The sequence below is a fragment of the Allobosea sp. AK1 genome, assembly GCF_006714945.1.
In the GTDB taxonomy this organism is placed as follows: domain Bacteria; phylum Pseudomonadota; class Alphaproteobacteria; order Rhizobiales; family Beijerinckiaceae; genus Allobosea; species Allobosea robiniae.
The window spans coordinates 4,778,797-4,796,392 of the sequence record NZ_VFMG01000001.1 but is presented as its reverse complement, the minus strand read 5'-3'; the positions used below and the strand labels follow the sequence as shown (position 1 = coordinate 4,796,392).

16 protein-coding genes are annotated in these 17,596 nt (G+C 67.6%); 6 read left to right on the top strand and 10 right to left on the bottom strand.

What is annotated here, in order from left to right; genetic code table 11:
• Positions 1 to 22 precede the first annotated feature (22 nt).
• Both FHT98_RS22895 and FHT98_RS22890 read right to left on the bottom strand, forming a co-directional pair.
• Complete coding sequence (locus FHT98_RS22895) at positions 23 to 358, bottom strand: AtuA-related protein (RefSeq protein ID WP_142115409.1); 336 nt, start codon at positions 356 to 358, stop codon at positions 23 to 25.
• 4 nt (positions 359 to 362) lie between these two features.
• On the bottom strand, positions 363 to 1,697 hold the full coding sequence (locus FHT98_RS22890) for an acyclic terpene utilization AtuA family protein (RefSeq protein ID WP_142115408.1): 1,335 nt from the start codon (positions 1,695 to 1,697) through the stop codon (positions 363 to 365).
• 71 nt (positions 1,698 to 1,768) lie between these two features.
• On the opposite strand from FHT98_RS22890, the gene FHT98_RS22885 reads away from it, so the two are divergent.
• A complete protein-coding gene (locus tag FHT98_RS22885; RefSeq protein WP_142115407.1) occupies positions 1,769 to 2,659 on the top strand; it encodes a LysR family transcriptional regulator in 891 nt (296 codons plus the stop codon).
• 126 nt (positions 2,660 to 2,785) lie between these two features.
• On the opposite strand, the gene FHT98_RS22880 is transcribed toward FHT98_RS22885, so the two are convergent.
• Genes FHT98_RS22880 through FHT98_RS22850 form a run of 7 tightly spaced genes read right to left on the bottom strand, consistent with a single transcriptional unit; the run spans position 2,786 to position 11,451 of the window.
• Entirely contained in the window at positions 2,786 to 3,922 is a 1,137-nt protein-coding gene (locus FHT98_RS22880; protein ID WP_142115406.1) for a M24 family metallopeptidase, read from the bottom strand.
• Positions 3,919 to 5,139, bottom strand: a complete 1,221-nt coding sequence (locus tag FHT98_RS22875; protein WP_142115405.1) for a M20 family metallopeptidase — start codon at positions 5,137 to 5,139, stop codon at positions 3,919 to 3,921. The genes FHT98_RS22880 and FHT98_RS22875 overlap by 4 nt, the downstream gene beginning before the upstream one ends.
• Positions 5,140 to 5,156: 17 nt before the next feature.
• Positions 5,157 to 6,776, bottom strand: coding sequence for a dipeptide ABC transporter ATP-binding protein (locus tag FHT98_RS22870; protein WP_142115404.1), 1,620 nt, complete (start codon positions 6,774 to 6,776; stop codon positions 5,157 to 5,159).
• 3 nt (positions 6,777 to 6,779) lie between these two features.
• Complete coding sequence (locus FHT98_RS22865; protein ID WP_142115403.1) at positions 6,780 to 7,604, bottom strand: ABC transporter permease; 825 nt, start codon at positions 7,602 to 7,604, stop codon at positions 6,780 to 6,782.
• Positions 7,597 to 8,544 (bottom strand): ABC transporter permease, encoded by a 948-nt coding sequence (locus FHT98_RS22860; RefSeq protein WP_142115402.1) that lies wholly within the window; start codon positions 8,542 to 8,544, stop codon positions 7,597 to 7,599. Before FHT98_RS22860 ends, FHT98_RS22865 begins: the two co-directional genes overlap by 8 nt.
• 19 nt (positions 8,545 to 8,563) lie before the next feature.
• Positions 8,564 to 10,117, bottom strand: a complete 1,554-nt coding sequence (locus FHT98_RS22855) for an ABC transporter substrate-binding protein (RefSeq protein WP_142115401.1) — start codon at positions 10,115 to 10,117, stop codon at positions 8,564 to 8,566.
• A gap of 11 nt (positions 10,118 to 10,128) precedes the next feature.
• Positions 10,129 to 11,451, bottom strand: a complete 1,323-nt coding sequence (locus tag FHT98_RS22850) for a M20 family metallopeptidase (protein WP_142115400.1) — start codon at positions 11,449 to 11,451, stop codon at positions 10,129 to 10,131.
• Between the two features lie 135 nt (positions 11,452 to 11,586).
• On the opposite strand from FHT98_RS22850, the gene FHT98_RS22845 reads away from it, so the two are divergent.
• Positions 11,587 to 12,399, top strand: coding sequence for a GntR family transcriptional regulator (locus FHT98_RS22845; RefSeq protein WP_142115399.1), 813 nt, complete (start codon positions 11,587 to 11,589; stop codon positions 12,397 to 12,399).
• Positions 12,400 to 12,450: 51 nt separating this feature from the next.
• On the opposite strand, the gene FHT98_RS22840 is transcribed toward FHT98_RS22845, so the two are convergent.
• Positions 12,451 to 13,356 carry a GNAT family N-acetyltransferase gene (locus FHT98_RS22840; RefSeq protein WP_142115398.1) on the bottom strand — a complete coding sequence of 302 codons (906 nt, stop codon included), beginning with the start codon at positions 13,354 to 13,356 and terminating at the stop codon, positions 12,451 to 12,453.
• Positions 13,357 to 13,637: 281 nt separating this feature from the next.
• Here FHT98_RS22840 and FHT98_RS22835 point away from each other — a divergent pair, with 281 nt between their 5' ends.
• The 4 genes from FHT98_RS22835 (at position 13,638) to FHT98_RS22820 (ending at position 17,593) form a co-directional block, all read left to right on the top strand.
• Positions 13,638 to 14,561 carry a 2-hydroxyacid dehydrogenase gene (locus FHT98_RS22835; protein ID WP_061963494.1) on the top strand — a complete coding sequence of 308 codons (924 nt, stop codon included), beginning with the start codon at positions 13,638 to 13,640 and terminating at the stop codon, positions 14,559 to 14,561.
• 29 nt (positions 14,562 to 14,590) lie between these two features.
• The gene (locus FHT98_RS22830; RefSeq protein ID WP_091855344.1) at positions 14,591 to 14,944 is read left to right on the top strand and encodes a cupin domain-containing protein; all 354 of its coding nucleotides are present in this window, start codon (positions 14,591 to 14,593) and stop codon (positions 14,942 to 14,944) included.
• 129 nt (positions 14,945 to 15,073) lie between these two features.
• Complete coding sequence (locus FHT98_RS22825) at positions 15,074 to 16,537, top strand: aldehyde dehydrogenase family protein (protein WP_142115397.1); 1,464 nt, start codon at positions 15,074 to 15,076, stop codon at positions 16,535 to 16,537.
• A 12-nt stretch (positions 16,538 to 16,549) separates the two neighbouring features.
• Positions 16,550 to 17,593: a tartrate dehydrogenase gene (locus tag FHT98_RS22820; RefSeq protein WP_142115396.1), complete on the top strand. Its 1,044-nt coding sequence runs from the start codon at positions 16,550 to 16,552 to the stop codon at positions 17,591 to 17,593.
• Positions 17,594 to 17,596: the final 3 nt, after the last annotated feature.

Sequence of the window (17,596 nt, the reverse complement as noted above, 5' to 3'; positions counted from 1 at the left end):
CCCCTCCAGGATTTGTTTGTCGTCATGTCAGCGGGTGCCGCCCGGCGCGCGCCGGTTCCGGCAGTTCGAGATCGAGCAGTGCCGAGCTGAGGCCCTTGCCGTGGGCATCGAGCGCCAGCGAGCGTGTCACGCCGCCGCCGAGGGCGCCCTTCATGACGAAATTCAGGGCACCGAGCGCAGGCAGCTCGTAACGCGTGACAGGACCGCTCGCGACGCCGGCGAAGAGCGCCGCCACGAGCTCTGCCGTGACGTGTTCGGCGATGAAGGGGTAATCGCCTTCATCGAAGGCAATGACGGATATGGTCGCGACATTGCCCTTGTCGCCGGTCCGGGAATGCGCGATCTGGCGAAGCTTCATGGCATCAGGCCTCGAAGAAGCTGAGCTGGGTCGAGACGATGCTCTGGGGCACCAGGGCCGAAGCGATCGCGATGACCGGCCTGACCGATTTCCAGCCCCCGCCGCCGCCGGCCGGGCCGTTGGTGTAGAGCGTCTCGACCTCGTCCCCGATCGCCCTGGCGCTGTCTGCGGCATCGGTGCGCGCGGTAACCCGGATGCGGACCTCGTAGGGATCGCCGCCGCGCGACAGCTCAGCGCCGTGCAAGGCGTCGACGCCGATCAGGTCGAAACGGGCTTCCGTCATGGGGACGCCGCAGAGCGCCAGGCGTTCGCGCACGATCTCGAGCGCCAGGCGGCCACGCTCGACCGCACCAGTGCCCGCATAGGACATCTGGCCCTCACCGACGAACCCGTCGCGATAGCCGATGGAGACCTTGAGCAGGCCGGTGCTGGGCTCTCCGCGCCCGCCTTCGACAGCCACGCGATCGGCTCCTGCCGAATGGACACGCACGCGCGAGAAATCGGCGACGACGTCAGGCTGAAGATAGCGGGCAGGATCTTCGATCTCGTAGAGCAACTGTTCCTTGACCGTGGCGGTCGTCACGGCTCCGCCTGCCGTGTCCAACTTGGTGACGATCAGGTCGCCGTTTTCGCTGACTTCCCCGATCGGAAAGCCCAGCCGCGCGAGACCGGGAACATCCTTCACGCCCGGATCGGCGAAGTAGCCGCCGGTGATCTGTCCGGCGCATTCGAGCAGATGGCCGACCAGCACGCCCTTGCCGAGCTTCTCCCAGTCGTCCGGCTTCCAGCCGAAGGCATGGATGAGGGGCCCCAGGAACAGGGCGGGATCTGCCGCGCGACCGGTAACGACGACATCCGCCCCACGCCCAAGCGCATCGGCGATCGGGCGCGCGCCGATATAGGCATTGGCCGAGATCACGCGATCCCCGAGATCGGCCAGCCTGCCGCCTTCAAGGAGCGCGATGTCGCTGCCGCTAATCTGTTCGAGAACGTCGTCGCCCGTCACCGCCGCAACCTTGAGGCCGGTCAATCCCTGGCGGCGCGCGACGTCGCGGACGAGTTCGGCAGCCGCCAGCGGATTGGCGGCCCCCATATTGGTGACGATCCGGGTGCCAGCGTCGCGGCATGGCCGAAGCACGGCGAGCATGCGCCGTTCGAGCAGGGGATCGTATCCTTTGGACGGATCCGCGAGCCGCGCCTGCTGGGCCAGCGCGATCGTCCTCTCGGCAAGGCATTCGAAGACGAGATAGTCGAGGCGCCCGTTTCGGGCGAGCTCGATGGCGGGCTCGATCCGATCCCCCGCGAAACCTGCCCCAGCGCCAAGTCTGATCGATCTCATGCCGCACAGGCTGAGGGCTCAGTTACGATTAAACAATTGAAATAATTCAATCTCTACAATAGCTTTTTCCTATGGATGTCAGCTTCCGCCAGATCAAGGCTTTCGTGGCCGTCGCGCGATTGAACAGCTTCACGCGCGCAGCTGCGTTGCTGCATGTCGCCCAGCCGACCTTGACGGTGCAGATCCGGAAGCTCGAGGAAGCGCTGTCGGTCCGGCTGTTCGAGCGGACGTCGCGATCGGTCACCCTGACCCAGACCGGGCGGGACCTACTGCCGGTTCTGGCGCGTCTGGTCCAGGACCTGGATGGCGTGATCGGGGACGTCCGCAACCAGGGAACCGGCTATCAGGGCCTGGTCAGGATCGCCGCGCTGCCGACCGCTGCCGCCGGCCTGTTGCCCCGAGCCATCAAGTCATTCCGCACGGCCCATCCCGGAGCCGATTTTCGCATCCGGGATGTCATCGCACGCCGCATCCTGTCCCTGGTGGAGGCCGAGGAGGTCGATCTCGGGATCACCGGCGGTCCGGCGAACACAGGCAATGTCGACGTGCTGCTGGCTTTCGAGGACAGCATGCATGTCGTCTTCCCCCACACCCACCCGCTTGCGGAGGCGCAAGCGGTGACGCCTGACCTGCTCCTGCTCTACCCGCTGATCATGATGGACCCCGATACGAGCGTCCGGGCCGTGGTGGAGGCGGGCTTCCACGCCGCCGGCCTGATCCCGACGGCGGCGGGGGAAGCGACCTACATGATGACGGCGGCCGGGATGGTGCAGGCCGGGCTGGGCATCACCTTCCTGCCTTCCTCGGCCAAGGAGATCGATGCATTCCCGAACCTGCGCTCGCGCCCGATAGAGGCCGTCGGCTTCGTCAGGCAGATCAGCCTCGTCAAGAAAAGCGGCAGGCCGCTGCCTTCGCTGCCGGCCATGTTCGCGCGCCATCTGCGCGAGATGATCGGTGCCTGATCGCGAGCGTCGCAAGAGCCGTCATTCCAACGGCACCCGGCCAGTGTCGCAGCATGCGATCGCTCATCAAGGCAGCTTGGCCGCCTCGGCGCGAAGCGCCACGACCCGAGACTGGATCAGCCCGACCTACCGCGAGCTGGCGGAAAGCAGCGCGCGCGGCGCCGATGTCAGGCGCCGCCCACCGCCCGCCTCCACGACGACGGTCTCGCTGAAGCCCAGGCCACCGGCCGACACATACATGTGAAAGACCATGCCCTCCTCGAGCTGCCAGCGCGCGTTCGGCAGGAAGACGCGGGAGAAGTCGCTGGTGCGCGGCGTGCGGCCATACAGACCGAGCGCATATCCGGTGACGTTGTCATAGACCGGGCGCAAGTCCTCCGCGAGCACGGCGCCGCGCAGGATCGCATCGACCTCGCAGGCCAGGGCGCCTGGCCGCATCGCCGCAATCTGCCGATCCTGCAAGGCCACGAGACGCGCGGCGAGCGGCGACAACCCGCGCCGGTCCGCCCCGATCAGCACCGGCCGCATCAGCCGCGCACCGTAGTTGCGACGCTTCGGGATCAGCTCGACATGCAGGATGTCGCCTTCGGCCAGCGGCTGGGCCGTCATCACGCCATGAAGAAACTCGTGGTCGCCGACGCCCGGCACGATCGGGCCGGTCTCGCCGGTATCGGCTCCGTTCTCCAGGAAACAGGCGGCCGCGACCGCAGCCGCGGCACGCGGCGAGATTCCCGGCAGGGCCTTCGCGACGATGGCCGCCATCGCCTTGTCGGCGATTGCCGCCGCCTCTGCGATCAGGGCGATCTCGGCCGGCGACTTCACCGCCCGCAACAGATCGCTCGCACGCGGCAGGTCGACGAAGCGCGCATCGGGCAGGAGCGCGGCGAGGCGCTCGCGCGTCGCCGCAGTGAAACCGTAGGAGGCATGGTCGGCGCCGATCCGAGCCTGCGCGAAACCGCGCCGGCGGATCTCGTCGGCCATGGCCTGATGCGGCTCCGATGTATCAGCGAAGCCGACGATATCCCCGAACCAGCAGGCATCCCGGCACGGGCCGGCGTCGAGTTCGCGCAGCACGAACCAGGGCTCGCCCTCCCTTGGCAGGAAGGCGGCCCGGTACATCGTCTCGGAGACCGTGTAGCCGGTCAGCCATGCCAGGAACTCGGCATGGTCGACGAGCAGCAGTTCGGCGCCCGCCTCCGTCATCGCCGCGCGGGCCTTGGCGACCCGCCCTGCGAATTCCTCGGACGGAAAGAGCGGGCTCACGCCACCTCGCAGATGTCGAGGATGGTCAGCAGGTAGATGCGAACCATGTCGAGGAAGTCGCGGATATCGACGCGCTCGTCAGGCATGGTGTTGTAGCGCCCGCCCGGCCCGCAGACGATGCCCTCCATCCCGGCCTCGGCATAGAGATGGCCGGCATCGGTGCCGAAGAAGCCCGGCGGCTTGATCGCGCCCGTCGGCTGCTTCTCGCCGCGCACCGCCTCGTAGGCCGCGTTGACGGTCTTGACGATGCGGGCGTCCTTGGCGACCTCGAAGGCCGGCATCGACTGGTGCCCTTCCTTCTTCTCGATGCGGATCGACGCCTTCAGCCCGGGGAAGCGCTGCTCCAGCGCAGAAAGCTCCCGCTGCATGTCGGCGAGCGCGCCCTCCTGTGTCTGCCCGGGCGCGAAGCGGCCTGAGCCCTTGAGCTTGCAGTAATCCGCCACCTGCGGCGCGCGCCATTCGTGCAGCTCCTTGCCGAGCGCGCCGTGGACGACGCCGACATGGACGCGGTTGATCGATTCATGCTCGGCCGACGGCGCGCCCGAGAACGTCATGGCGTTGAGCCGCGGGATCAGGTCGCAGGCCGCCATGATCGCATCGACCGCCTGCTCGCGCTTGGAGAGATGGCGGGTGTTGCCGGTGAGTTCGATGATGAAGGAGAAGGCGCAGGCATGCATGGTGACGGCCTGCAGGTCGGTCGGCTCGCTGTTGACGAAGTAATCGGCGCGGATGCCGCTGCGGATCGCGGCGACCGTGCCGACGCCACCCTGCAATTCGCCGACGACGAAGGTCAGGATCACATCGCCCTTCAGCTTCACGCCGGCGTCGATCAGCGTCTTGACCGCGCAGTAATAGGCCGCGTCGCCCGCCTTCATGTTGGAGACGCCGATGCCGTAGATGAACTCGTCGTCGACCACGCCGCCCCAGGGATCGACGGTCCAGCCCTCGGTCGCCGGATTGGTGTCGAGATGGCCGTTGAACAGCAGGCTCTTGCCGCCGCCCGTGCCCTTCCAGCGGCCGATGGCGTTGGCGCGCCGGCCCTCGTCGAAGGCCTGCGCCTCCGCCTCGATGCCCATCGCCCTCATCTGGCCGACGACATGGTGGACGAGCGCCTTCTCGCCCTCGGTCTCCGAATAGCTCTTGTGCTTCACCCAGTCGGAAAGGAGCGCGAGGCAGGCTTTCTCGTCGAGCGAATGGATCAGGTCGCGGGGATTCATGCGTATGGCCTCGAATGTCAGGCGGCCGTGGCCGGGGCGGGCACGGCTTCGAGCAGGGATTGGGTGTAGGGGTGGAGGGGGCCGGTCGAGAGCGCGGCGATATCGACGAGATCGACGAGGTCGCCGCGATACATCACCGCGATCCGGTGAGCGATCTGGCGCACCAGATTGAGATCGTGGGTGATGAACAGATAGGCCGTGCCGAAGCGCTTCTGCAGATCGACCAGAAGCTCGACCACAGACGCCTGCACGGAGACGTCGAGCGCCGAGGTGATCTCATCGCAGATCACGAGCCTGGGCTTGGAGGCGAAGGCGCGTGCGATGGCGACGCGCTGCTTCTCGCCGCCGGACAACTGATGCGGATAGCGCTCGGCGTAAGCCGCCGGTAGCCTTACCTGCTCCAGCAATTCACCGATCGCAGCCGCGTCCCGGCGGGAGCCCGGCTCGCCATAGAGCGCGAGCGGCCGCGACAGGATCTCCCGGATGCGCTGGCGCGGATTGAGCGAGGAATCCGGGTGCTGGAAGATGATCTGGACATCGCGGCGATAGGCCCGGTCCATATCGCCGAGACCGGTGATCCGCCGTCCGCCGAAGCGGATCTCGCCCTCGAAGCGGTTGAGCCCCGTCATCGCCTTGGCGAGCGTCGACTTGCCCGAGCCTGACTCGCCGACGATGCCTAGGATTTCTCCGGGCATTACCGACAGGCTGACCTCCCGGTTACCCGTGAACTGCGTGTTGGCGCGACCGAGCAGGCTGCCGAGGAAGGGCTTGCGGCCATAGAGCACGCTGACCTTCTCGACCTCGACCAGCGGCTTCGTTGCTTCGGGCGCGCTCGTCTCGACCAATCGGCGGTCCGGCCGCGGCACGGCGGCGAGCAGCTTGCGGGTATAGGCATCCTGCGGCCGGGCGAAGACCTCACCGAGCGCCCCCTCCTCGACGATCCTGCCGCGATGGATCACCGCGACCTTCGTGGCAATCTGCGAGACCAGCGCGAGGTCATGCGAGATGTAGAGCGAGGCGACGCCGGTCTCGGCCTGCAGCTCCTTGAAGAGGTCGAGAATCTGCCTTGCCGTGATCACGTCGAGCGCGGTCGTCGGCTCGTCGAAGATGATGCATTCCGGCTGGCAGGCGAAGGCGGTGGCGATGACCACGCGCTGCTTCTCGCCACCCGACGCCTCATGGGGGTAGCGCCGCATCATCTGCTTCGGGATCTTCAGGCCGACACGGGCGAGCCGTTCCTCGCCCTCGGCCCAGGCCTGTTTCCGCGTCAGGCCACGATGGCGCACCAGCACTTCGGCGAGCTGCTCGCCGAGCGGCAGGGTCGGGTTGAGCGAGGTGCTCGGGTCCTGGAAGACCATGCCGATGCGCTTGCCGCGGATCGCCTCGATCTCGGCTTCCGAAGCCTTGAGCAGGTCCTGCCCGGTCAGGCGGATGGCGCCGGCCTCGCGCGCGCTCGCCGGCAGATAGCGCATGATCGCCCAGGCGAGCGAGGTCTTGCCGGAGCCGGATTCGCCGACGAGGCCGAGCACCTCGCCCTTGGCGACCTGGAGCGTCACGTCGTCGAGGGCGCGCATGAAGCCGGTCGGCGTCGCGTAGTCGAGACCGTAGCCGGCAATGTCGAGGATCGTTTCGCTCATCGCTCAGGTCCTCGGGTTCAGCGCATCGCGCAGGCCGTCGCCGAGCAGGTTGAAGCCGATCGCGACCAGCGCGATGGCAAGGCTCGGCCACAGGATCATCCAGGCGCTCAGATGCATGAAGCGGCGAGCTTCCGCGACCATGAGGCCCCATTCGGACGCCGGCGGCTGGGCGCCCAGTCCGAGGAAGGAGAGCGTCGCGAACAGCATCACCGCGAAGGCGACGCGGATCGTCATCTCGACGATGATCGGCGCCACCACGTTCGGCAGCATCTCGCGCCCGACGATGAAGGCCGCGCTCTCGCCACGCGCCACCGCGGCATTGACGTAATCCTGCTTGCGCACGGCAAGCGCGACCGAGCGCGTCACCCGCGCCATGCCAGGCGCGAAGGCGAGCGCGATGGCGAGCAGCGCGTTGAGGCTGCTCTTGCCAAGCAGGTTCACGATCAGAAGCGCCAGCAGCAGGCTCGGGATCGACATGATCGCGTCGACCGTGCGCATGATCGCCTCGTCGCTGCGCCCGCCGAGGAAGGCCGAGACGGTGCCGATCACGGCGCCGACGAGCGTGCCCAGCGCCGTCGCCAGCACCGCCATCACGACGGTGGCGCGGGCGCCGTGCAGCAGGCGGCTGAGGATGTCGCGGCCATACTGGTCGGTGCCGAGCCAGAACTGCGCGCTCGGCGGCTTGTAGCGCATCAGCGGCGCCATCTTCTCGGGGTCCTGCGGCGCGACCCAGGGTCCGGCGATCACGACGAGCAGGATCAGCCCGACGATCAGGAGGCCGAGCGCGCCTTGCGGCGAGCGCAGCATGCGCCTGAGGATCTCAATCATACTGGATCCTCCGGTCGAGCCAGGCGTAAGCGATGTCGGCGAGGAAATTGGCGACGGCATAGGTCGTCGCCATGATCAGCGCTCCGGCCTGGATCGAGGGCAGGTCGCGCGCCTGGATCGCGACGATGAGCTGGCGGCCGATCCCCGGCAGGGCGAAGATCTCCTCGACCACGATGACGCCGCCGAGCAGATAGCCGACATCGAGCGCGACGATCGTGATCGTCGGCAGCAGTGCGTTGCGCAGGCCATGCTTGAACAGCACCTGCCGCTTCGACAGCCCTTTCAGACGTGCGGCGCGGATATAGTCGGAGTGCAGCACGTCGACGAGCTCCGAACGCACCATGCGCGAGACATGCGCGATCAGAATCATCGAGACCGTCAGCACCGGCAGGACGAGATGCTTCAAGCCGCGCAACGGGTCCTCCGTCAACGGCACGTAGCCCGTCGCCGGCAGCCATTGCAGCCAGTCGGCCAGCACGAGCACGACCAGCGTCGCCGTGACGAATTCCGGCACCGAAACGCCGACATAGGACAGGAAGCTGACGCCGAGATCGGCCGCCCTGCCCCTTCTCACCGCCGCGACGATGCCGAGCGGGATCGCGACCGCCAGCATCAGCAGGATCGAGAACAGGGCGAGCAGCAGCGAGCGGCCGAGCGCCTCGATCATCGCCGGCGCGACCGGCTGGCCGGTGCGCATCGAGACGCCGAAATCGCCGCGGACGACGCCGCCGAGCCAGTGCAGATACTGCATCCAGATCGGGTCGTTCAGCCCCATCTTGGTCCGCAGGGCCGCCAGCGCATCAGGCGTCGCGTTCTCGCCCAGCATCATCACGGCTGCGTCCGCCGGCAGGATTTGGGTGATCGCGAAGACGATCAGCGACACGACGAGCAGCGTGTAGCCGATCAGCAGGACCCGCTTGAGGATATAGGCCGGCGACACGCTGGCTCGCCCCGCTTGCTCAGCTACGCTTCGGCGCGTTGGCGCCGAGCGAGACATGGTCGAGCCGGAACACGGCACCGCGCGGATGCAGCTGATAGCCCTCGACCCATTCGCGCTGGGCGCCGAGCAGGTCGAAGAAGGCCGGGATGATCGAGGGCACCTCGGCATTCATCAGCTTCTGCGCCTCGGCATAGAGCGCGCGGCGCTTGGTCTCGTCGACGGTCGCCCGTGCCTCGAAGACGACCTTGTCGAAGGCCGCATTGTTCCAGCGCGTCTCGTTCCAGGCGGCGTTCGAGGTGTAGAGCAGCGAGAAGATGGCGTCGGCCGTCGCCTGCATGTTGTAGAAGCCGACATAGAAGGAACCCTTCTTCCAGACCTGATCGAGATAGGTCGCATGCGGCATGGTCTCGACCTTGATGTCGAAGCCGGCGGGCTTGGCCATCTCGCGCAGCGCGACCGCGAGCTGGGTGCGCTGGCCCGGCCGATCGGAGGCGATCAGCGTCGCCTCGAGCCCCTTCGGATAGCCGGCTTCCGCCAGCAGCGCCTTGGCCTTGGCGATGTCGGCCTTTTTCGCCGGCAGGTCGGCATAGAAGCGATAGGCCGGGTTGAGCGGCGTATCGTTGCCGGGCGAGCCGAAGCCCTCGGTGACGAAATCGACCATGGCGGCGCGGTCGACGGTGAGAGCCAGCGCCTGGCGCACGCGCACATCGTTGAAGGGCTTCTGGTCGCAGCCGAAATTGACGTTGCAGAACTGGCCCGACGGCACGCGCAGCGCCTTGACGCCGCTCGCCTTCTGCAGGCGGCCGAATTCGGTCGGCGGGGTCGTGCTGATCAGGTCGGTATCGCCAGCGATGAGCGCTGACGCCTCGGCGCTGACATCCGGGAAGACGAGGATCTCGATCCGGTCGAGATAGGGCCGGGCCTTGTCGTAATAGGCGTCGTTGCGGGCGACGACGATCTGCCGCTCCGGCTCGAAGGAGACGAGCTTGAACGGGCCCGTGCCGACGGCTTCGCGGTCGAGCTTCTGGAGGCCACCCTTGATGACCGCGGCCGGCACGATCTTGGCGTTGGTGTAGGCCAGCGTCACCGGCAGGTCGGCGAAGGGAGCCGAGAGGCTGAAGACGACGGTGGCATCGTCCTTGGCCACGACCTTGGCGATCGGGCCGACATTCTGGCGGGCCGGCGAGGCGGTCTTGGCGTCGAGGATGGCTTCGAAGGTCGCGACGACATCGGCCGCCGTGCAGGGCGAGCCGTCATGGAAGCTCAGGCCCTTGCGCAGAGCGAAGGTCCACTCGGTCAGGTCAGCGGAATTCGTCCAGGATTCAGCGAGATCGGGCTCGGCGCTCATGTCGGGCTTGAGCCGGGTCAGGTTGGAGTAGAGCAGTTCGGCGACGAGATATTCCGGGTTCACGCGGGTGACGAGCGGATTGAGCTTGGAAACCGCCTGATCGACGCTGACGCGCAGCGTGCCGCCCCGGCGCGGCGTCTGCGCGAAGGCCGGAACGCCGGACAGGGCGAGGCCGCTGAGAGCGGCGGAAGCGGCGAGGAAATCGCGACGATGGATGCTCGGCATGGAACGCTCCTTCAGCTCTTGGGAGATAGATCGGGGTTGACGTCGGGCCTGAAATCGGCGGCGAGATAGGACAGCACCGCCTGCGCCAGCGAGACGATGTCCGGCACCGTGGTGTATTCGCCCGGCGAGTGGATGTTGCGGTCGGGCCGGCCGAGCCCGCCGAGCAGCACCTCCTGCCGGCCGGTCGCGCGCTGGACCCAGCCGAAATCGGAGCAGCTCGCCGCGCCCCATTTGCGGAAGTCCTCCGGCGCATAGCCGAAGCCCTGCCCCATCGCGGCCTGCCAGCGCGGCCAATGCGGCCCGGCCGGGTCGGCGGTCGGCATCAGATGCCCGACCAGCGCCGTCTCGACCGAAAGGCCCGGCACGGCGGCGATGCTGCGGCGGATCACCGCCTCGATCTCGGCCAGAGCCTCCTCGAAGCGCTCCTCCGGGGCATAGCGCCGGTTGAGCGTCAGCTCGACGAGGGCCGGAACCTGGCCGCCAGCCGTGCCGCCCTGGATCGCCGCGAGGTTGAGCTGGGCTGCGAGCGGCGGCTTGCCGGGCGGCGGCGGCAGGGCCGAGACACGGGTTGCGATCTGCGCCTTCAGCTCCGTCAGCGCGTTGAGCAGCGGCAGCGCGCCGTCGATCGCGTTGAGGCCGGAGCCCTTGCGGTTGCCTTCACCGGCATGGACGGCTTGGCCATGGATGCGGACGAGCAGGTTGAACAGGCCGAAGCAGCCGGCCCAGACCCGCGCCTCGGCGCTGCCGTTGAAGTTGAGGATGTGCTCGGGAAGGCGGCCCTGCTCGGCGAGGTAGCGGATGCCGGGATAGAGGCCGCCCTCCTCGTCGGTGCAGAACAGCAGCATCGGGTCGTAGGCGAGTTCGACGCCGCAGGTCCGGGCGGCGCGCAACGCCAGCAGGATCGCGGCGACGCAACCCTTCATGTCGGCCGCGCCCAGGCCGATCAGGCGATCGCCGTCGCGCTCCATGCGCAGCGGATCGGTTTTCCAGTCCGCCGCGGCCGGCACCGTGTCGACGTGGAAATAAAGGCCGCAGACCGGCCGCCCGCCGGCGCGGCTGGCGATCAGGTTCGTGCGCGGGCCGGCCGCCGGTCCATTCGGCACCTTCCACAGGCTCTCGGGCACCGTGACCCGTTCGGCCTCGAGGCCGAGCGGGGCGACGAGCGCCTCCATGAGGTCGGCGAAATCATCGTAGCCCAGGCCGGGCGGGAACGAGGTGTCGACCGCGATCATTCGGCCGAGCGCGGCGACCGCATCGTCGGCATTGGCGGCAATCCAGCCGCAGGCCTCCGCCAGCGCCGTCTCGTTTTGTCGGAGGGATACAGGCTCGACCATCGTTCAGCCCAGCGACGCCGCGCTTGTCCGGCGCCCGTACGATCTGCGATGGAGCAATCGAAATGCCGCTTCTGGCAATGCCATTTGCGGTCCCCTCTCTTTCATATAAACTATATAGAAATAGGACTCAGCGGCATGCCCCCTGTCAATGCCAAAAATGCGACGGCCGCTGCGGCCGGAACGGGCAGCGATGCCAGAGCGGCGGCGCCGACCCTGCCGAATTTCGGCGCCGGCGAAGCTGCGCCGCTCTATGAGCGCGTGAAGCGACACATGTCTGAAGCGATCCTGGTCGGCGAATGGCAGCCGGGGATGGTTCTTCCCAGCGAGACGTCCCTCGCCCAGGGCTTCGGCATCGCTGTCGGCACGGTGCGCCGCGCGATGAGCGATCTGGTGGCGGAGGGGCTGCTGACGCGCCGCCGCAAGACCGGCACGGTCGTGACCGGCCGGACGCCGCATCACAGCCTGCGCTTCTTCTTCCAGTATTTCCGCCTGCACCGGGCCGATGGCAGTCTCGTCCGCTCGACCAGCCGGTTCCTGAGCGTCGAGGCCCTGCCCGCCACGCCGGCACAGGCGGAGGCGCTGCAGATCAGGGCCGGAGGCGTGATCAGGATTCGCCGCGTTCGCCATGTCGATGGCCGCCCGGTGATGCACGACAGGATGATCATGGCACAGGAACGGCTGCCGGACTGGCCGTGCGGCACCACCGACCTGCCGCCCCTGCTCTATCTCCACCTGCTGGAACGCTACGGTATCCGGATTTCCGCGGTTCGCGAACAGATCACCGCCGATCTCGCCGATGACGAGGATATCGCGCTGCTCGAACTCGGCGGGCGTGAAGCCGTGCTCACCATCGACGAGGTCGCCTACGATCAGGCGGGCGTGCCCACGATCCTCGGATGGCATCGCGCGACGACGGCCGCTCACGCCTATGTCAACGAAGTCAGATAGGCCCGCGCCCCATCCGGGCATGGACCCGGAGCCAGCCTCCAGGCCGCTTCGCTAGCCGAGCGCCTGACTGGCGAGCGCGATGCGGCGCGGACCGCCCGGGATCGACGGCATGTAGGGGGCCCGCCCCAGCCCCATCGATGTGGCGCTGTCGTGGATCTGCATGCCGCTGGCGACGAGGAAGTTCGTGAAGGCGGTATTGCAGGCCGGCGTGTCGGCTCGCAGGAACCTGCCGGCATGGACCTCGACATAGGGGCGCGAGACCGCGATCGCATCGGCCTCGGTCGCAGCGATAACCGGGCCGATGACGTGCCCTCGCCCGAACGGCCGGCAAAGGGCGAAGGAGACGATCTCCTCGTTGCGGATCAGGACATGTCCCTGGGATACCGGAAGCAGGGAACGGAAAACGGCGGAGCGATCCAGGCCGATCGCCGCACAGTCGAGCCGCAGAAGGCTGTCGTGATCCTCGGCCTGGAGCGGACGAAGCGAGCCTTCCGTCCTGGCGAAAGGCATGACCTTTCCAGGATTGAGCGCATCCGGGGCGGCCTCCCCCTGACAACGCAGGACCTTCTGCTCGTACCCGTAGCCGAGCGAGCGATAGAGCCGCTTCGCCTCCCGCGTCGCGGTGAGACCGAAAACGACTCCCGGATTCAGCTCATGCGCCTTCTCCATGAGCCAGCTTCCCGCCCCCTGCTCCTGCAGGCGGGGCAAGGTGATCAGCATGCAGACCATGGCGAAATCCGGCCGGTAGCGGAGCCACATCACGGTTCCGACGACGCGTCCGATCTCGTCGACAGCGGCAAGCCCCTGCCCCAGATCGAGCAGCATCTGCCAGTCGCCTTCCCGATGCGGCCAGCCCACCGAAACGGACAGCGCATGCAGCAGCGTGGGATCGACCTGCCTGATGTCGCGCAAGCTGAGCTCGAACGTGTCGATATGCAGTCGGGCGATCGTCTCCAAATCGCAGCCTCCGCCGTGTCCACGGCTCTGCCCGGCTGTCGATTCCAGCCGGGTACCGATCGGTTCTAAACCAATCCCGCAACAGGAAGCACCGTTATTCCACGGCAATTCGGCAGGGAAGTCCGCGAGGCGGTGCCGAAACGATGCGAAGGCCGGTGCGCCGGCCCTATCATGTCGCCAACGCCGCCTTGACCCGGAGCCGCCCGTGACGGGATGCGCGAACGGCTCGGCGCAGAATTCGTGCAGGAACAGCCTGATCTTCCGATCTCACGGAGCTCGCCTTGACCTTCCTCTTCAACTCCACCGATGAGCGGGCCCGGGTGTTTTCAGCGCGCTTCGCCGAGGAATTGCCGGATATCCGCTTCCTCAAGGCCGGCGATGCCTATGATCCCGCCGATATCCGCTATCTCGTCACCTGGACGGCCCCGGACGATCTCCACCGCCTTGCCAATCTCGAAATCCTGTTCTCGATCGGCGCCGGGATCGACCAGATGAAGACGGACGGATTGCCGCCCGGCGTCCTCGTCGTCCGAATGGTCGAGGAAGGCATCACCCGGATGATGCAGGAATACGTGACGCTCGGCGTGCTCGCCCTGCATCGGCAATGGCCGCTCTACATCGCCCAGCAGAACGCCGCGCATTGGGAGGCGTATGATATCGTATCCGCCACCGACCGCCGGATCGGCGTGCTCGGCCTGGGCATGATGGGATCGGCCGTCATCGACCGCCTGAAGCCCTTCGGCTTTCCGATATCCGGCTGGAGCCGCTCGCCGCGATCGATCGACGGGATACGCTGCCTTCATGGCGCGGCGGGCCTGTCCACCCTGCTCGCCGAGACCGATATCCTGATCTGCCTGCTGCCGCTCACGCCCGAGACGACCGGCATTCTGGATGCGGAGCTCTTTGCGCAACTCCCCGTTGGCGCGGGCCTCGTGCATGTCGGCCGCGGCCAGCATCTCGACCAGGCCGCCCTGCTCGATGCACTCGACAGAGGCCATTTGTCCGGCGCCGTGCTCGACGTCACGGAGCCGGAGCCGCTTCCGCCCGGCCATCGCCTGTGGAGCCATCCCAAGGTGATCCTGACGCCGCATATCGCCAGCAAGGTGGAGGCCGAGCCCGCGGCGAGGGCCGTCATCGAGAATATCCGTCGCCATCGCTCCGGCCTGCCGCCGATCGGCCTGGTCGATCGCAGCCGCGGCTACTGAATCCCCCCTGCCCAACGAAAGGCTTTCCCATGTCTCTCCTCGTCAAGCTCGACCTCGCCGGAACCGGCGAGCCCAAGCATTCAAAGGCGGCCGCGGACCGCCTGATCTCCGGCGATCCCTCCTTCAAGACCTGGGCGCAGGACGAATCCCGCAAGGACCCCGTCCGCACGGGCGTGTGGGAAGCCACGCCGGGCGAGACCCGCTCGATCAAGGGCGAGACGATGGAATTCTGCTACATCCTCTCGGGCGTCGTGGAGCTGACCGAGGAAGGCCAGCCGCCGCGCATCTTCCGCGCCGGCGACAGCTTCGTGATGAAGCCCGGCTATGTCGGCGTCTGGAAGACGATCGAGACCGTCCGGAAGATCTACGTCATTGCCGGCTGAGGGCGCGCCGAAGAATCGGCCGCGCCGCGCGGAGCAAACGGGATTTCCGATCGGCGCCGGCACGTTCAGAGGCGCAAACTGCGGGTGTGGCCGATCTAGCCTGACACGACCGCCAGCTGGAGATCCGCCGTGCCGCTAAGTTTCGATCCCTCCTCGGTCACGCTCCCGCGCGGCCATTTCATCGGCGGCGAATGGGTCGATGCCAAGGATGGCATCGACCTGCATCGCCCTTCGGACGCGGCCGCTTTCGCCGCTTGCCCGGTCGGCGATGCCGGCCTCGTCGACCGCGCCGTGGCCGCCGCGAAGGCAGCCCTGGCCGACAGCGGCTGGGGGCGCCTGGCGCCGCGGGAACGCGCCCGCGCGCTGCATCGCTGGGCCGACCTCATCGAGGCGGAAGCGGAAACGCTGGCGCGGCTGGAGGCCATCGCCTCGACCCGGCCGATCTCCGAGCTCATGGCGGGCGACGTCCCTGTGACGGCCGAGCAGATCCGCTTCTTCGCCGAATTTGCCGACAAGGAAGGCGGCAATCTCGTCCCGACAGGCTCCGGCAGCTTCGGCATGATCGCGACGGAGCCCTATGGCGTCGTCGGCGCGATCACGCCCTGGAACTTCCCGATCAACATGGCCGGCTGGAAGCTCGGCCCCGCACTCGCGGCCGGCAATGCCGTCGTGCTGAAACCTTCGGAGATGACGCCTTTCGCGACGCTCTACCTGGCGGAACAGTCGGTGCGGGCCGGCTTGCCGGCGGGCCTGGTCAATATCGTGCTCGGCGACGGCCGGACCACCGGCACCGCGATCACCGGCCATCCCGACATCGCCAAGGTCTCGTTCACCGGCTCGACCGCCGCCGGCGCCGCGATCATGGAAAACATCGCCCGTACAGGCATCAAGCCGATGACACTCGAGCTCGGCGGAAAAAGCCCGCAGCTCGTCTTCGCCGATGCCGACCTGCCGCTCGCGGCCGGCGCCATCGCCCGCAGCATCCTCGGCAATGCCGGCCAGGCCTGCGTCGCCGGCTCGCGGCTGATCGTGGCGGAGAGCGTCGCGGAGGAGCTCGTCGGGCTCATCGTCGAGCGCATGCGCACCGTCCGGCCCGGCCCGACCTGGGACGCCGCGAGCGCCTATTCGCCGATCATCTCCGAGCGGCAGATCGGCCGCATGGCTGGCATCGTCGATGCGGCGGTGGCGCGCGGCGTCACTTGCCGCCTGGGCGGGCAACGCCTCGACCATGCCGGCTATTTCTATGCGCCGACCGTGCTGGAGGGCGTCGACGCCAGTTCGCCCGCCGTGACCGAGGAAATCTTCGGACCGGTCCTGACCGTCCAGACCTTCCGGGAGGAAGAGGAAGGGCTCGGGCTCGCCGATCATCCGACCTATGGGCTCTGCGCCGGCCTCTACACGCGCGATCTGTCGCGGGCGCTGCGTGCGATCGACCGCCTCCAGGCCGGCACCGTCTGGGTCAACCGCTATGGCCGTTCGCGGGACCACATCCTGCCGACCGGAGGCTACAAGCAGTCCGGCCTCGGCAAGGATCTCGGCCGCGAGGCCTATCTCGCCAATCGCAAATCCAAGAGCGTCCTGATCGCCGTCTGAGGAGACTGCACCGTGAAATCCTACAAGATCGCCCTGATCCCGGGCGACGGCATCGGCACCGCCGTCATCGACGCGACCTGGCAGGTGCTGAACAAGGCGGCGGCCGGCGCGGGCTTCGCGCTCGACGGCACGGGCTTCCCCTGGTCCTGCGATTTCTACGAGAAGACCGGCGCGATGATGCCGCCGGACGGCATCGAGACGCTGCGCGGCTTCGACGCGATCCTGCTCGGTGCGGTCGGCTGGCCGAAGCGCGTGCCGGATTCAGTCTCTCTCCACGGGCTCCTGCTGCCGATCCGCAAGGCCTTCGTGCAATACGCCAATATCAGGCCGCACCGGCTGCTGCCTGGCGTCGAGGGGCCGCTGCGCGCCAGCGCCTTCGACATCCTCTGCATCCGCGAAAACACCGAGGGTGAGTATTCGGGCGCCGGGGGCCGCATCCATAACGGCACGGGCGACGAAGTCGCGGTCGAGACGGCGATCTTCACCCGCAAGGGCGTCGAACGCATCCTGCGCTTCGGCTTCGAGCAGGCCCGCAAGCGCCGCGGCAAGCTCGCCTCGGTGACGAAGTCGAACGCGCAGAAATACTCGATGGTGTTCTGGGACGAGGTCACCGCCCAGGTCGCGGCCGACTATCCCGATGTCGAGGTCGCGAACTACCATATCGACGCCATGGCGGCGCGGATGGTGATGGCGCCGGAAAGCCTCGACGTCGTCGTCGCATCGAACCTGTTCGGCGACATCCTGACCGATCTCGGCGCGGCCATCCAGGGCGGGCTGGGCTATGCGGCTTCCGCCAATATCAACCCGGAGCGCAACGCACCCTCGATGTTCGAGCCGGTGCATGGCTCGGCCCCCGACATCGCCCATCTCGGCATCGCCAACCCGATCGCGGCGATCTGGTCCGGCGCGATGATGCTGGACCATCTCGGGGAATCGCGCGCGGCAGCCGCCGTGATCGGCGCTATCGAAGCCGCAACCGCTCGTGGCATCGGCACGAAGCCCGGCGAGCACAAGACAACCGAGATCACCGGCGCCATCGTCGCGGCGCTGGCTTGAGAG

What these genes read in the sequence shown, in the direction of transcription:
- FHT98_RS22895 (WP_142115409.1), bottom strand. Translation starts at nt 358, where the DNA reads ATGAAGCTTCGCCAGATCGCGCATTCCCGGACCGGCGACAAGGGCAAT.
- FHT98_RS22890 (WP_142115408.1), bottom strand. Translation starts at nt 1,697, where the DNA reads ATGAGATCGATCAGACTTGGCGCTGGGGCAGGTTTCGCGGGGGATCGG.
- FHT98_RS22885 (WP_142115407.1), top strand. Translation starts at nt 1,769, where the DNA reads ATGGATGTCAGCTTCCGCCAGATCAAGGCTTTCGTGGCCGTCGCGCGA.
- FHT98_RS22875 (WP_142115405.1), bottom strand. Translation starts at nt 5,139, where the DNA reads ATGAATCCCCGCGACCTGATCCATTCGCTCGACGAGAAAGCCTGCCTC.
- FHT98_RS22870 (WP_142115404.1), bottom strand. Translation starts at nt 6,776, where the DNA reads ATGAGCGAAACGATCCTCGACATTGCCGGCTACGGTCTCGACTACGCG.
- FHT98_RS22865 (WP_142115403.1), bottom strand. Translation starts at nt 7,604, where the DNA reads ATGATTGAGATCCTCAGGCGCATGCTGCGCTCGCCGCAAGGCGCGCTC.
- FHT98_RS22855 (WP_142115401.1), bottom strand. Translation starts at nt 10,117, where the DNA reads ATGCCGAGCATCCATCGTCGCGATTTCCTCGCCGCTTCCGCCGCTCTC.
- FHT98_RS22850 (WP_142115400.1), bottom strand. Translation starts at nt 11,451, where the DNA reads ATGGTCGAGCCTGTATCCCTCCGACAAAACGAGACGGCGCTGGCGGAG.
- FHT98_RS22845 (WP_142115399.1), top strand. Translation starts at nt 11,587, where the DNA reads ATGCCCCCTGTCAATGCCAAAAATGCGACGGCCGCTGCGGCCGGAACG.
- FHT98_RS22830 (WP_091855344.1), top strand. Translation starts at nt 14,591, where the DNA reads ATGTCTCTCCTCGTCAAGCTCGACCTCGCCGGAACCGGCGAGCCCAAG.